This window comes from Vibrio sp. Makdt (assembly GCF_027587015.1).
In the GTDB taxonomy this organism is placed as follows: Bacteria; Pseudomonadota; Gammaproteobacteria; order Enterobacterales; family Vibrionaceae; genus Vibrio; species Vibrio chagasii_B.
Genome location: NZ_JAPPTH010000002.1, coordinates 431,623 through 446,328, shown reverse-complemented (window position 1 = coordinate 446,328; position 14,706 = coordinate 431,623). Strand labels below are relative to the sequence as shown.

Below are 14,706 nucleotides of genomic sequence, written 5' to 3'. Positions count from 1 at the left end.
TGTTTTTTTAAGGAAAGTTGTAAGTGTTTAAAAATTCGCCGGATTTAGAGTTGCTTGAATGCATTTATAACCACTATCTGGCAGAGTTCGCACTGTATGATTCAGATGAGACAATTAGGGCTGGAAAAGTGTATGTGCCTATCGACTGCAAGCTCATTGCTGGGAAGTTGGGTGCAGATCCAGAATTGGTGTTTGGTCGATTGTACTACCACTTAGCTAATGTCTATAGATATCAGCAATCCAAAGGTGTTGAGGTTAAGTTGTTTGAGTTTGAAGTAGATAAACAGCTTCACTGTATACAGTTTCCTGTTTTGGCGCCAGCTGTAGCCAATCTAAAAGCTGAACACCAGCGCTATAAACACACGCTAATAGCTTCAATATTTGCGGTAGTAGTAGCTGTCGGTGCTGCAGCAATAACGGCATACGACGTATTTGGCTCCAAAACATAACAAACTGTTCAAGAGGGATTCGCAACGCGTGGCATTTTCACTACGCGTTGATTCTAGTGTTTAAGGTGGTATGCGGTCGCTTGGGTATTGCGTTGCTCCTCCCTAAACAAGGCATTAAATGTCTTTGGTTTATGTATAACAATCAGGAGGAGCAATGGCCCTAAAAATAACTGATGTAATGATCAAAAATTACAAGTCATGCATCAATACCAGTTTGCAACTTTCAGGGTTCACCCCTTTGGTTGGCTATAATAATGCTGGTAAATCAAATTGTTTGTCAGCACTACAATGGTTACTTCGAAAGTCGAGCTTATCTGAAAAAGATTTCAACGATACTGCCAATCCAGTTGAAGTTGAGGCGGATATTCAAGGTGTATCTCAGGTTTTGTTAGATAGCATGCCTGAAAAGCAAAAGAAATCGATCGAAAAGTACGTTGATAATGGTGCTCTGAGTATCAAACGAGTGCAGTTAGTACCAGCAGCTAAAGCTGCTGAAATCAAGCTATCAGTAAAAGATCCTGCGACTGGTCAATGGGTTATTAACCCAACAGGAATAGACAATGCTATTAATGCATTGCTTCCTGAACCTATCCGCATCGGAGCAATGGAAAACGCAGCCGAAGACGCATCGAAATCTAAAAATACTACGACGATCTGGTAAGCTATTAGCACAGTTTCTTGAACCTGTTAGACAAGCCCATGAGCAAGACCTTAATACTCATTTAACTGAGGTTAGCAGAAGAATCTCAAGCGATGGTGATTTGAGGTTTGGGGAGTTGTCCAATATCGACACTAGCGTAAACGCTAAGGTTACTGAGTTGTTCCCCGGAATGAGTGTAAAGTTACACTTCGAAACTCCTACGATTGATGACTTAATCAAAGCTGGGACACTAAAAGTATTTGAGGGACAAGGTGACGGTCGAGACTTTGCGTCTTATGGACACGGTGCACAGCGTTCTATCCAAATGGCATTAGTTCAATACCTCGCAGAAGTAAAACGCACTGTTCCTGATTTAACCACTTTGCTATTAATCGATGAACCAGAGCTATATTTGCATCCTTTTGCTATAGAACAAGTTAGAGAGGCGCTATCTACGTTATCAAACTCAGGCTATCAGGTAGTTATTACGACTCACTCAGCACAGATGGTAACGCCTGAACTCGCTGAAACGACATTACTTATGCGTAAGAATGATCAGCAAGGTACATATACTAGGTTGCGCCTATCTGATGCAATTCAACAAGTTGTGCCAAACTCAGTTCACCAAATGGAACAGTTGTTTAGTCTTTCTCACTCAACTCAAGTTCTCTTTGCTGAAAATGTTGTTCTTACCGAGGGTAAGACAGAACTTAGGCTACTCCCATTCTTGTTCAAACAAGCCTGTTCGAAAACGATGGGACAAGAGAAACATGCGTTGGTCGCTCAAAGCGGCGTAAATGATACTAAGAAGTCATTAGAAATTTTGGCTGCAATGGATTTACCCGCGAAAGCAATCTGCGACTTAGACTACGGGCTAACAGGTGCTATCCGAGATGGTTTTGTTGATGCTATATCACCTGAAGTAGTTGCAATTAAATCGCGTCTAGCTCAAATCGCTCCTGCAAACAACATTACTTTAAATGGCGTTGGTCTTCCTAAGAAAAATAATCATTGCACTGCAGCACAGGCGTTTGAGATTTTGGCAAATGATGCTGTTGCTAAGCCTGAAATATTATCTCTACATAATACCCTAAAAGCTCAAGGGATTTGGCTTTGGACTTTAGGTGCAATCGAAGCTCATATAGGTATTCAATCGAAAGATGAAAGCGCGTGGGCTCAGTTTAAGAATAATGTAAATCAAAATGGTTTAGCTGCGTCATGCCCAGATCACCAGTCAATATTAGATTTGGTCGAGTGGGTACGAAACTAGACATTCAACAAGCTGTTTAAGGTTGATTCGCAACGCGTGGCATTTATACCATGCGTTGTCTTTAGTGTTTAAGGTGGTATACGGCAGCACCGGTATTGCGCTGCTCACCCGTTAATAGAGCGTTATGTTTATAGGAGATTACCGTGAGTGGGGTAAAGATTCCATTTGGCTATGATTCCAATCGAAACCAAGTAACAATTCTAAACTACTTACCTTTTGGAAGACCTGATCCAATATTTTGTGGTGGTAAAGGCTGTGAAGCAGAGCTTTCGTATGTTTCAGCTAGTCAAAGGGTAGGTAGGTCAAAGACAACACAAGTTCCAGCTTATTTCAGATTGGCGAAGTATGAGGATCATTCAGTGACTTGTTCATTTGCTACGAAAGGCAAACAAGTTATTGATGCAGCAGGTTCAACCAATGAAGTTCATACTGCTCTCGCTAATGGTAGCCGGGTTTTTCGTATCCATTTGATGGATGATAATGACCAAGTAAGAATGAAAGGTAAGGAAAATGATTTTTTAAAAAATCATAACCATGACACTGTAAAACGAACCTATAAAACTCGTGGTAGAAAGTTACCTTATGTAAATAACCTTAATGGCTTATTTGAGCTTTACGAATATGGGCGTAAGAATCCAACGATGCGTCAGTTGATCTTCGTTATGGTGGATAAAGAAAAGTTAAGATGGGATGAATTCTTCTTTGATGTTAAGCATTATGATGAATTACACCAAAAGGTACTTGCTAGTGGTACAGTTAAAGCTGCAGTTATAGGTCAGGTCAATAAAGTTAACTTCAGTAGCCCAACTAGGCGCTTCTCATCGGCAGAGCTTTCCCCAAAGTTTCAAGGTCAAGGGAATAATATTTACCCGATCGCGCGCTTAAAATTTGGTTTAAGCCATAGCTTCATTACGCCCGGTAAGAAAGTATTGTGCTTTGGCTCGTTTAAGTTAGAGCATGATGTATCTAAACGTATAGTACCTTCTAATATAGGACATGAATTAGTTATGGGCTTAGCAGCACCATATCAGTGGTTAGAAATATAAATATAAATATAACAAGCATTTAAGAGTGATTCGCAAGGATTGTCAGTTTCGCTTGCTCAAGTATAGCCAAGCGTCGTCCACACCTTAATACGGTGTTAGCCGGATCATTATTTTGGAGTATTCATTAACAAAATGATAAGAATTTTATTAGATACTAATATATTACATCAGGAAGGCTTGCAGTCATCACGATTTCAAGTTTTGCAGAGGTTGATCAAAAGTAATGAAGTTTGCTTGTTTATTCCTGAAATGGTTTTAAAAGAATATAAAAGCAAAAAGCTAGATCAGGCTGAAAGCGAACTAAAGAAGATTAGCTCGGCTTTGGAGAGCTTGAATAGAAAATCAATTATAGATAAAGACAAGTTTGTCGTTCGGCAATTCACCAATTTTTTATCATCGTCTATAAAAGAAGTAAATCGTTCTGTAGATAGTTGGGTAGCAGAGAATAAGGTTGTCGTCCCTTTAATTGCGGAAACTTCAATTGAAGATATTTTCAAATCTTACTTTTCCGGTACGGGTGCGTTCCGTAACAAAAAGCAAAGAGAGGACATTCCGGATGCAGTAATCCTAGATGCTATAGCAAAATTGGCAGAAGAAGGCGAGTTGCTTGTTGTTGCGAAAGATGGAGCGTTAATAGAAGCAATTAAAGATATCGACAACGTAGTACTTTTCAAGGATCTCACAGAAGTCATCGATATTCCTCAGTTGAAAGAAACCCTTGCTGAATTAAATGCGAGTGAAAGGAAGGTCACATCTATAATAGAAACTCTTTCGACATATGATTCAAGCTATGAGATTTCTGAATATCTTACAAATAATTACATGGTCGAAGTTGAGGGCTTCTATGGTGAAGACTTTGTTGAACTCCCTTATGACCTAAGCAACATCAGCTTAACCGAGCATGAAGTGCGTGTTGTCAATCTAAATGATGTGTCAATCGACTCCCCAAGGTATTTAGGTAACGGAAAGTTTGCGTATGCTCTCTCTGCTGACTGTGATGCAGAGCTGTCCTTCTATTGCGAAAATGACGCGTATGAATCTCTGTCTTATGAATATCGAAAGGCACTTTCTAAATCGGAGGTGGAAGGTTTAAGCGATGTTAAGGTGACAGGTAGTGTTGAGGTTACCTTCAAAGGGGTTGTGGAATTAACTGGCATTGAAACTGACATTGAGACTAGTCAACTTCAAGTTCATTTGTCATATCTAGGTGCAGAGCAAAGCCACATTAGTTGTGATGTCAGTTTAGAAAAGCTAGAGGTGCAGGATATTTACTAGATTCGCCTAACAAACTGGTAAGAGTGATTCGCAGCGCATGGCATTTTTCCTATGCGTTGGGTGTAGTGTTTGAGGTGGTTGCAGAAGCACCGGTATTGCTTTGCTCACCCTTAACTGAGCGTTATATTTTCTAGGAGAGCTAGTTGGAAAAAAAAGATGTAATTGAAGCATTTAATACTTTGGTTGAGGTAATACGTTTAGCTAAGGAGCAACCGGATGCAGCTCTAGTTGCCGCCCAATATACAGTTTACGGTATGCTCGGTGTTGCTTTTATAACTTTACTTGGGCAATTAATATCAACACGGTTGTTAGTAAAGTCTGAAATGCGGAAAGCAATTGCACAAGTTTCGGCGGAGCGAGAAGCCGAGTTTAATATTGCATGGACCAAGTCAGTTCAAGAGCTAGTTACAGATCTTCTTATATATACAGACCCTGAAATTGCTCAACCAGAGGACTGTAAACGAAATATTGTACGATGCGCTCATAGCCTTAACCTTTTGCTAAATCAAAATAACCCAAAGCATAAAGAGCTGGATAAAGCGGCTACAACTCTAGCTTTAAGTTACAATGGTTGGGCGCAAACTGATACCGTTCTTAATCTTCATGACAGAGTGATCTCTGCCGCTAGAGAAGTGATATATCAGCCACAAATATAACAAACTGTTTTAGATTGATTCACAATGCTTGGCAGTTTCACCACACGTTGCTTTGTTGTTCAAGGTAGTTTGCTCTGGCTTCGATATTGCGTTACCTACTCGTCAACAAGGCGTGAGTAACGCAATTTGTGGTTTGTGTCATAGGTTGCATAATCTAGCTAAGTGTATGTTTACCATCATGTTAAAGTAACTCGTATATATCAAACTACGGGTAACCTTATTATGAAAAAAGTTCTATTAGCACTTACTTTTGCTTTGTCAGCAACATCATTCAACTCATCGGCTGCATTTGGGCTAAGTGATTTAAAGCAAGACAAGATCTGTCATTTTGCTAACGGTGATGAAGCGAATGCCAAATGTAAAGATGGTGATGTAGCTATGTGGACACCAAATTCATTCGGTAACGAACAGCTACCAATTTTGTATATCTCACTGTTTTGTGATTTTGAAGCTCCAATTACTCATACCGTGGGTGGTGTTTCTTGTATTTTTACCACCAAGCGTAAAGCTCAATGGAGTGATTTTGGTATCACAGTTAAGTAACAAAGCGTTATAACCCGCACTTAAGAGTAGAACCCAACGGCAGCAATCTATCGTTGGTTTTTTGTATTTCTAGAGTAGCGCGTTCTTGGATGATGATTTCTGGCTTGGAGGTTAGTATTCATTACCAAAACAACGTATTCGCTTATTTGGCTATTAAGGAAATAAAACCATGAACATGAAGGCGTTTTCTAGCTTGGTGGGTTTGTCGGCTCATACGCTTAGGTACTATGAAAAAATCGGTTTGCTTAAAAATGTTCAGCGTAATAGCAGTGGGCACCGAGTGTATACAGCGAAAGACGTAAAGTGGCTTGAGTTTGTCATTCGACTAAAAGAAACGGCCATGCCACTCGAAGAGATATTGGAATACGCTCGATTAAGGGAGCAGGGCAGCAGCACGGTACTTGAACGTCAAACTTTGCTAGAACAGCACCAACAGAGTTTAAAAGCGCATATTGCGCAGCAGCAATCCCACCTTTCCGCTCTGGAAGACAAAATTGACCTGTATAAAGATGGAAAAGTGCGTTGACTTAGAGTGAACTCTAACTTGTATGCTGCGCTCCTATTCAATACATAGGAGCAACACAATGAACACGTCACGTTTTGAAAAAGGGCTAGAGCTACTTAACCAGATTGATGGTGAAGCTGGGCAAAATGTTATCGAAAGCCTGCAAGACATTTGCCCCGATTTAGCCAAATACACCATCGAGTATCCTTTTGGTGATATCTATGCTCGCAAAGGCTTGGATTTGAAATCTCGCGAGATTGCGACGGTGGCAGCGTTAACCGCACTAGGCACCTGCGCCCCGCAACTTAAAGTGCATTTGAATGCGGCGCTTAATGTGGGTTGCAGTGAAGAAGAGATCAAAGAGGTGATCATTCAGATGTCTGTGTACGCTGGTTTTCCTGCTGCGCTGAATGGGATGTTCGCATTCAAAGAAGTGCTCGCTGAACGAACGGCTAAACACGACAGTGGACCTGATGCTTGATACTTGACACTTGGAGCTTAACAATCTGCACCTAACATCAGTGCCAAGTGGTGTTTTCATGAAGGTCATTTTAAAGGGCGCCATTAACGGCGCCCTTTGTGTTAGTTGGTAACGCTGTATGTGTCGTGGCCGCGTAGTAAGAAGAGTGCAGTACGCTGTGAGAGGCGGTTTTCGGCTTGCCTTTTTAACCGTTGGGTAAAATAAATACAGAACAAGCATAAAAAACACAGGCGTGACGCTCGGTTTTTAATGGAAGACATTGAAGTCATAGAGAGATAATTAAATTTTTAATTGAATAATTCAGTTGGAAATAGAATTAATACTCTAAATAATACCGTTTTATACATGACTCTTTCCCATGAATAAATTGTGACTTTAATTCAAAATAAAAATAAAACCCAACTTGGAGTTGGTACTGTTATTTTAATTTAAACGTCATATTAAAAGTTGGTATTTAGATGGGAGTTAATGATCCATGAACCTTTTTTAGCGAAATAGACTTCATGGTTCGTATGAGAGTTATTCTTTCTATAGGTGCTTTTAGATGAGTGGTTTTCATTTAAGTGATTGTTATATATTGATTTGTATGTGATTTTCTTTGTCTGTTAGTTATGCCGCCAAGACCCTTTCTTATCCAGGTTAATTTAATTATTTTTACCTTTTCTAAATTAGTCCAACCTAATTTAGTTCATTCTAAGTGGGCGGTTTAAAGGGGCCTTACATAATTGTATTTTCCGAAATTTTGGGCTTTATCTCATAATTAAATAAATTTTGACATTTATTCAATAAGTAAAAGTTTAATTCCTTGTTGGTTAATTTCTTGTGTAAATTAAGTGTACTTGCAAGGGGGGGATGAATTTCCAATTGCAGGTTTATTACAGAAATAAAATAATTAATATAAAGCTAAGGAATCAAGTATGTATCTAAGAAAGAGCAGTGCTAAACAGATTCACTCTTTTGGATATCGCGCGTTAGGGCTAACAATGCTTTGCTCTGGCTTATTGTTGAATCCAATTTCACAAGCCATGGCTAGTGAGTTCAGTACTGATGCGGTAGCTCAGTCAGAAAGTGAATACTGGAGCACCTATAAGCTAGATATCACAAACACGGGCTCAGATAGCGCAGACATGCGTGAAGCCGTGATCGAATTTTTATTGCCAGTAGCGATTAACGAGATCAACTGGGCGTCGAACCATCTTTCTTACCCATCATGGGAAATCTCTCATACGACGCAAGCGGATGGGGTATTGAACGCCGTGACGTTGACGTTCCCGGAAGGCTCTTGGGTTGATAGTGAGCTGGCCTCAGGTGAATCTGCGGCATTGACTATCTCTTTCGGTGGCGAACTGACAGATCTGAATGCGTTTGAGAATTCTGTTGTGGTTAAAGTGGATGGCGAAGTTGTTCCTCCACCAGAATTTTCACTGGATATTTTAGCGCCTGCTCAAAACTCAGTGGTTTACACAGGTACGAATGTTGACATCATTACGGGTGTCGAAGGTGAGGGTGCAAGCAAACTCGAGTTCTGGGCAAACAGTACCAAATTGGGTGAGCAAAACGTTGTAGAAGGTACAACAGAATACCAACAAGCTTGGCTTCCAAGCGAGGTTGGTGCAGCATCGATCACTGTGATGGCTTTCAATGACAGTGGCGATAAACTCACAGAAAAAGCAGTTCAAGTGACGGTAGAGTCAGAATCGACGGCGCCAAATCCACCTGTGATTGAGTTTATCTCGCCAGACGCAGGCTCTTCTCACCAAAAAGGTGACAGCATCACAATTTCAGCGCATGTAACAGATGCAGATGATGACTTAGCGACGGTTAAGTTCTTCGCTAACGATTCAGAAGTGTGTTCTCTTGATGCGAAAACGACCCAAGATTTCTCTTGTGACTGGACAACGCAAACGGCAGGCTCTATTACGCTTCGTGCGGAAGCAAAAGATGACGAGCAACATGTCTCTAGTAAGAACTTAACCATCACGGTGACAGATACAAGCACCAGCTGTGGTGACATACCTCAGTACCAAGATGGTGTGGCCTATAACGTCGGTGATGAAGTCACTAACATTGGCAATATCTACTCATGTACGGTAGCGGGTTGGTGTGGTAACCCTGTATGGACACCAGGAACCGGTCATCCAAGTTATCCTGATGCGTGGAAAGATGCATGGGATGAAGCGGGTGAGTGTGATCCGAACCCTGTGCCAGTGGTGGACGTTCAATCACCGCAAGATGGACAGAAAATCGCACCTAACCAAGCATTTGAAGTTGTAGTCGATGCATCGGATGATACTGAAGTTGCTCGCGTTGATGTTCAATTGAATGGTCAAGTGGTTGCGACATCAAACACGCCTTCACAAGGAGATACTTACACCATCACGGTGCCTGCCCAAGTTGAAGGCCAATACACATTGACGGTTGTTGCCTACGATGACCAAGGTGCGAGTGCGGAGGCGGCGCCAATTTCTTTAGCGATTACCGATAAAGACTTGGTTGTTTCTTTAGCATCTCCTGTGGATGGTTCAAGCTACTTCGAAGGTCGTGCGATTTCGATCAAAGCAGACGCGAAGAGTTACGAAGGCGATATTTCCTCGGTAAGCTTCATTGCGAACGGTAACGAGCTGTTTAAAGACACGGAAGCACCTTATGAATATGAGTGGCTAGGTGCTCAGCAGGGTACATATGCTGTCACGGCAAAAGCGGTGAATACGGCCAACCAAGAGCAAACCTCTGCAACGTCTAACATTACAGTCAAAGAAAGCACAGGTGGTGGCGGCTTAGTCGATAACCCTGATCGCTCTATCAGTTACCTAACGTCTTGGGGGTTGAATGACTACCAAGAGCTGTTCAACTCAGAAGGTGATGGTTACTTATTGTCATTTGGTAAGTGGGACGCGAGCGGTAACATCACGATCTCTGATGGCATGCTAACACCACCGAATTACAATCCGGACTGGATGCCAACACAGTACCTAGCATGGTCAACGCTCAAGCATGACAACGAAAATGCGACTATGATGGTTGCGTTTGGTGGTCAAACTTACGAGAGCATTTGGTCGGCGATCAGTACGCCTGAAAGCCGTGAATCGGTTGCGAATGGGTTAGTTGATTTGGTGCATACGCCATTCCCTGTGTACAAAAAGAACCTAAAACCTGAACAGGTGGAAGGCGAGTGTCTTGCAACAAACTCTGACGGTAGCTGTGATTACAGCAAGTACCAATTAGCGGGTTACGTGCACATTGATGGTCTGGACTTTGACTTTGAGAAAGCGGCACGAATCACAGACAAAGAGAACCAAGACTTAACGGCTTTGATCAAGCTTATCCGTGAGAAGGTGGGCAATACAAAGGTTCTTTCTCTGACGACTTACCACGTAGGCGCGGATCCTGTTGAATGTATGGATGCAAGCGTGTTTGAAAACTGCTCTTACATTGAAGAGTCTGGCCGTTCATCTCACCACGGTGAAGTGATTGATCTGTTGAAAGCGACCAAGAATGACTTCGATTTCTTCAACGTGATGACATACGACGCGGGTCGAAACTTCTTATACGAAGTCGCGATGGCAAACTACGCTGAGTACATTGGAGACAAGTCAAAGATTGTTCTAGGTAATACGATCAACAGTCAGTGGGCACCCGGTGGTAACTTTGTTGAAACACGTCAGAACAACCTAGACCGTGCTAAATGGCAGAAAGATAACGGTTACGGTGGCTTCTTTATGTGGACATTAGGTTCAAACAGCCAAAGTTTGAGCATGGCAGAGCAAGTGGACTACTTTAACGAGATGATTAGCGTAAGTAAGTAGTACTTACCTTATCACCTACTTGAACGACGGAAGGCGCTTATGCCTTCCGTTATTCTTTTAATCTCCATCATGGGAATGCTTTTCTCGCCTTATTCCCATACCAATCTCACATTTACTTTCACTTCAGACCTATCACATCTTGGAAAGTTTAAATGCTCACTTTGTGTTAGTTGGCAACGCTGTAAGTGTCGTAGTCGCGCAGTAAGAAGAGTGCGACACAAGCTGCAAGCATTGGCCAAGAGGCAAAGAACAGCAGGTTATTGAACGGGTCCATGTACTTAGCAAAAGAGGAGAAAGTAGAACCTGCATGAAGAACTAGAATTGCGCCGTAGGTGTACTTCTTCCACATACCTACGACGAACGCGCCTAAAAACCCGAGCTGCACGACACCTAAGGCCATCATCGCATTGGTTGATATGTCCAACCCGTAAAAGCCGGACAGCACCTTAACAGCGTGCTCTGGTACAAGAATCTTATCTAAGCCCCAGAACAAGAAGACGATAAAAATGCCGATTCTTAGTAGCAGTAGGCTGGTGGCCAGTTTGGTTTGAAGTGTCTTTTCCATGATATTCCTTTTATGCACTCACGGTGCGATGACGTTAAATGTTCATCAAAGGAGACCTATGGCTGTTGTGTTTTCTTTCGCGGTTTTTCAGTGCTTTATGTAACAAGGAATGTCTGGCTAGGTTTGTTGTTCGCGCTGCGTATGGGAGATAAGAAATAGAAAGGAGTTTTCTATTCTGGGTAAATCAGGAAAGCGCTGGCTGTCTCTTCAGCGCTTCCCTGCATCGGTTTACATTCATCGGTTAGGTTGGCGAGATGTGATACTCATGAGTGGTGGCTATGTGCTGTTGCTGCCTGAGCAGGCTGATGGTTAGGTTGATTGGCATCGGCTTATAGAAATAGAAGCCTTGGATATAGTCTACACCTAACTTAGACAAGACTTTCACTTGCGATTCATACTCTACGCCTTCCACGATAACCTGCATGCCTAAAGTACGGGACAGTTGCAGCATGGACTCTAGCAAAGGAACACCAAAGCTGGATTCGTCTGAAATGTTCTGCACGAAGACGCGATCAATCTTTAGGATGCTGAACGGAAATTGCCTTACGAAATCTAACCCTGAGTAGCCCGTACCAAAGTCATCAATCGCGACTTTCACGCCCATGTTCGCTAGCTTGGTTAGGTTCTCTTTTATCTTTGCCATATCCGCGTCTGAGCACTCACCATCTTCGGTTACTTCAAACACCACCTGCTTTAGAATCTCAGGGTTTCTTTTGAAAATCCCTGATACTTTGTGGGCGAAGTTACTGTTAGACACGACGTTTCGGCTGATGTTGACGCTGATGTATTTGTCTTCGAAAAGGTCTTGATTGTGTTTGATGGTTTTCAATACTTCGCGTAGCACAAAGTACGTCAGCTCTTCTATCAAACCTAGCTTCTCTGCGAGCGGTATGAAAATAGCGGGTGAGACGTTGCCTTCAATCGGGTGGTTCCACCTTAACAGTGACTCACAGCCCACGATTTGGGTGGTTTTCTGGTCAACAATTGGCTGCATGTGAACTTGCAGGTGTTTGTTTTTCAGAGCGCTAGAGAGGGAATATTCTAAACTGCGTTGGCTCTGTTTCTTATGTTTAGCGGACAACAGGGCAATGGTGGTGATTCCCGCCATAAGAAACCCAAACCAAGAGAAGCTCATTAAGAAGTTGATGTAGTACTGGTGCCCGATGTAGGAGGTGATAGCCAGAGGGTAGGCCTCTGATTGTATGCGAACCTTCGAAAGGTACACACCGGGATCGGTCGGGTGAATATCTCTTTTTATCACTTCTACTTTTGAGTTGATTCCATGGCTGCTCAGGTTGGACTCTACAAGATCGTAGATAAAGTGTGGCGGTATCATCAGGCTTACTCCCGCCTGCTGTTTGTCCGAGAAAATCAGCATGATGGACTGCACCTTGGTAATCGCAGCGTTGGAGTACGATAAGGTGGTTAAGTTTGGATCGTCGTTGAGCCTTTCTCGGATGCTGCTATAAAGGCGAAATGACACATCGCCATCGGTGGTAGAGCAGTAAAAGCGGTTATGTTTATTGAATACAGCGGCTTCTTTCACCCAATCGGCATTGAATACATTCTGGCGAAGCTCTGTCACGATGGCATCACAAGATAGAGCGGGTGTGATGCCTGCGAGAAAGCTGCCAAACCTGGCTTGGATCTCTTGAAGTCTGGTTTCAACTAATTGTGAAGATTCTTCGGTTAACGCATGATAATGAGACGGTGTAAAAGGAATGAGTAATGCCATCGACAAAACGAAAGAGATGGCAAAGTAGAATGTGGTCTTGGCAAAATGTTGGTACTTGATATCCATAATTGGAGAAGCGTTACCGATTGGATGAGCACTCGATTTAATTTATAAATTTAACGATTAGGTAGCAAGGAAAATAATAAATATTGTGAATGCACGCATGGATTATTGATAAAGATAATGTTTTTTTAGTTTCACCAGTAACATATTGATGTTAATCCGGTTTTCTTTGTGGATTTTACGTGTTTTTGCAGTAGTAATACGAATTAAAAATATTTATAACCCTATAAAGGTTAGAGTTATATACGATTGCAATATTGAAGAAAACTAACCGAATGATTAGGGATTAGTATGAAAAAAGCGATAGCACTGCTCTTACTGACTTACTTCTCTGGTTTGGCACATGCTGGCGAAGACGCGGTTGATTGCGACAATGCGATGAACACATTAGAGATCAATCACTGTGCCGCACTTGAGCTTGAATCTGCACAGGTAGAGCTTGATAAGTACTTAGCAACCAGCTTTGAACACAATGCTGAGGATACTGAGTTGGTGGGTGCCATCAAGGTCGCTCAGGAGAGTTGGCAAGCCTATATGACAGCGCATTGTGACTCTGTGTATACCCAATGGCGCGATGGTTCAATTCGTGGGCTGATGGCGCTTTCTTGTAAGACTAAGTTAACCAAGCAACGCACTCACGAAGTGTGGGAGAATTTCTTAACTTATATGGGCAGTACGCCGCCTGTGTTGCCAGAACCTAAGTTGATGGATTAGACAGGCGAAAATGAGCTTGAGAGTGTGCGCTTGCTTCAATGGTTTGGCTTGAAGTAAGAAAGCGAAGGGTGATTCTCTTACTCTGCATCTGATTTGTGTGACCCAGTAAGGATTCGATTTTGAATAATGTCAGTATCACCCTTGTTCAGCTTGAAGTTGAATACAAAAACAAACAGAAAAACCTCGCTCTGGTTTCGGAGCTTTTAGATGCGCAAGCCTCCGTCGGTGACATTACCCTGCTACCAGAATTGTTCTCTACGGGTTACATCTTTAACCAAGCGTCAGAAGTGCACGAATTAAGCGAAAACTTCGCCAATAGTGAGACCATTGATGCTTTGTCGAAACTGGCAGAAAAGCATGAAACCTTGATTGTTGCTGGCATTGCAGAGGAAGACCAAGGCGAATATTACAACAGCGTTGCTGTAATTGATGGAACTGGGCTTCGCCATAAGTATCGCAAAGTCAGTCAAACCAAATTCGATAAGCAGTATTTCTCACGGGGCTCTGAGCTTTTAACTTTCGAATATAAAGGGTTAACGTTTGGCGTGGCGATCTGTTTCGATATTTGGTTCCCTGAGATCATGAGAGCGTATCACTCTGTTGATGTTGTTCTTCACCCTGCCAATTTTGGTGGTCACCACAGTTTTGCCATCGGACAGGCGAGGGCGCTAGAAGAAGGGTGCCACATCGTAACGTGTAACCGTGTTGGGCAAGATGTGGTTGATGCCTTTACTGCAACCTATTGTGGTGGAAGCCGAGTCTATTCACCAAAGGGAGACTTGGTGCTTCAATGTTCGGACAAACAGTCGGTTGATACAGTGACTATTCGAGACTTGGCGATAGCGCCTCAATACAATGGGATAGAACTGTTGGATGAAATGCAGCGAATCACCTCTGCATTAAGCCGTTAGAATCACGCACCGCGGTATTTAATTAAAGAGGGCAAGGTATTTGGCCT

The 14,706-nt window shown here is 42.4% G+C and carries 14 protein-coding genes; 12 read left to right on the top strand and 2 right to left on the bottom strand.

What is annotated here, in order from left to right:
• Positions 1 to 23 precede the first annotated feature (23 nt).
• The 10 genes from OH460_RS04135 (at position 24) to OH460_RS04075 (ending at position 10,671) form a co-directional block, all read left to right on the top strand.
• Positions 24 to 449: a hypothetical protein gene (locus tag OH460_RS04135; RefSeq protein WP_269995333.1), complete on the top strand. Its 426-nt coding sequence runs from the start codon at positions 24 to 26 to the stop codon at positions 447 to 449.
• 154 nt (positions 450 to 603) lie between these two features.
• Complete coding sequence (locus OH460_RS04125; protein WP_269995331.1) at positions 604 to 1,110, top strand: AAA family ATPase; 507 nt, start codon at positions 604 to 606, stop codon at positions 1,108 to 1,110.
• Positions 1,010 to 2,359: an ATP-dependent nuclease gene (locus OH460_RS04120; protein ID WP_333482703.1), complete on the top strand. Its 1,350-nt coding sequence runs from the start codon at positions 1,010 to 1,012 to the stop codon at positions 2,357 to 2,359. The genes OH460_RS04125 and OH460_RS04120 overlap by 101 nt, the downstream gene beginning before the upstream one ends.
• A 143-nt stretch (positions 2,360 to 2,502) precedes the next feature.
• Positions 2,503 to 3,405 (top strand): hypothetical protein, encoded by a 903-nt coding sequence (locus OH460_RS04110; protein ID WP_269995327.1) that lies wholly within the window; start codon positions 2,503 to 2,505, stop codon positions 3,403 to 3,405.
• A gap of 132 nt (positions 3,406 to 3,537) precedes the next feature.
• Positions 3,538 to 4,680: a PIN domain-containing protein gene (locus OH460_RS04105; protein WP_269995325.1), complete on the top strand. Its 1,143-nt coding sequence runs from the start codon at positions 3,538 to 3,540 to the stop codon at positions 4,678 to 4,680.
• 143 nt (positions 4,681 to 4,823) lie between these two features.
• Positions 4,824 to 5,336 carry a hypothetical protein gene (locus tag OH460_RS04100; protein WP_269995323.1) on the top strand — a complete coding sequence of 171 codons (513 nt, stop codon included), beginning with the start codon at positions 4,824 to 4,826 and terminating at the stop codon, positions 5,334 to 5,336.
• A 222-nt stretch (positions 5,337 to 5,558) separates the two neighbouring features.
• Complete coding sequence (locus OH460_RS04090; RefSeq protein WP_102432414.1) at positions 5,559 to 5,879, top strand: hypothetical protein; 321 nt, start codon at positions 5,559 to 5,561, stop codon at positions 5,877 to 5,879.
• Positions 5,880 to 6,048: 169 nt separating this feature from the next.
• Entirely contained in the window at positions 6,049 to 6,405 is a 357-nt protein-coding gene (locus OH460_RS04085) for a MerR family transcriptional regulator (RefSeq protein ID WP_269995319.1), read from the top strand.
• Positions 6,406 to 6,463: 58 nt separating this feature from the next.
• Positions 6,464 to 6,865, top strand: coding sequence for a carboxymuconolactone decarboxylase family protein (locus tag OH460_RS04080; RefSeq protein WP_269995317.1), 402 nt, complete (start codon positions 6,464 to 6,466; stop codon positions 6,863 to 6,865).
• 917 nt (positions 6,866 to 7,782) lie between these two features.
• Complete coding sequence (locus tag OH460_RS04075; protein WP_269995315.1) at positions 7,783 to 10,671, top strand: Ig-like domain-containing protein; 2,889 nt, start codon at positions 7,783 to 7,785, stop codon at positions 10,669 to 10,671.
• A gap of 166 nt (positions 10,672 to 10,837) precedes the next feature.
• Here OH460_RS04075 and OH460_RS04070 read toward each other — a convergent pair whose 3' ends face one another.
• Positions 10,838 to 11,236 (bottom strand): hypothetical protein, encoded by a 399-nt coding sequence (locus OH460_RS04070; RefSeq protein WP_269995313.1) that lies wholly within the window; start codon positions 11,234 to 11,236, stop codon positions 10,838 to 10,840.
• Positions 11,237 to 11,477: 241 nt separating this feature from the next.
• A complete protein-coding gene (locus tag OH460_RS04065; protein WP_269995311.1) occupies positions 11,478 to 13,037 on the bottom strand; it encodes an EAL domain-containing protein in 1,560 nt (519 codons plus the stop codon).
• 288 nt (positions 13,038 to 13,325) lie between these two features.
• Between OH460_RS04065 and OH460_RS04060 the strand changes: the two genes are divergently transcribed.
• Positions 13,326 to 13,748, top strand: a complete 423-nt coding sequence (locus tag OH460_RS04060) for a lysozyme inhibitor LprI family protein (protein WP_269995309.1) — start codon at positions 13,326 to 13,328, stop codon at positions 13,746 to 13,748.
• A gap of 119 nt (positions 13,749 to 13,867) precedes the next feature.
• Positions 13,868 to 14,659 carry a carbon-nitrogen hydrolase family protein gene (locus OH460_RS04055; protein WP_269995308.1) on the top strand — a complete coding sequence of 264 codons (792 nt, stop codon included), beginning with the start codon at positions 13,868 to 13,870 and terminating at the stop codon, positions 14,657 to 14,659.
• Positions 14,660 to 14,706 lie beyond the last annotated feature (47 nt).

Coding starts and splice junctions, on each gene's coding strand:
- OH460_RS04125 (WP_269995331.1), top strand. CDS start 604: ATGGCCCTAAAAATAACTGATGTAATGATCAAAAATTACAAGTCATGC.
- OH460_RS04120 (WP_333482703.1), top strand. CDS start 1,010: ATGCTATTAATGCATTGCTTCCTGAACCTATCCGCATCGGAGCAATGG.
- OH460_RS04105 (WP_269995325.1), top strand. CDS start 3,538: ATGATAAGAATTTTATTAGATACTAATATATTACATCAGGAAGGCTTG.
- OH460_RS04090 (WP_102432414.1), top strand. CDS start 5,559: ATGAAAAAAGTTCTATTAGCACTTACTTTTGCTTTGTCAGCAACATCA.
- OH460_RS04085 (WP_269995319.1), top strand. CDS start 6,049: ATGAACATGAAGGCGTTTTCTAGCTTGGTGGGTTTGTCGGCTCATACG.
- OH460_RS04080 (WP_269995317.1), top strand. CDS start 6,464: ATGAACACGTCACGTTTTGAAAAAGGGCTAGAGCTACTTAACCAGATT.
- OH460_RS04075 (WP_269995315.1), top strand. CDS start 7,783: ATGTATCTAAGAAAGAGCAGTGCTAAACAGATTCACTCTTTTGGATAT.
- OH460_RS04070 (WP_269995313.1), bottom strand. CDS start 11,236: ATGGAAAAGACACTTCAAACCAAACTGGCCACCAGCCTACTGCTACTA.
- OH460_RS04065 (WP_269995311.1), bottom strand. CDS start 13,037: ATGGATATCAAGTACCAACATTTTGCCAAGACCACATTCTACTTTGCC.
- OH460_RS04060 (WP_269995309.1), top strand. CDS start 13,326: ATGAAAAAAGCGATAGCACTGCTCTTACTGACTTACTTCTCTGGTTTG.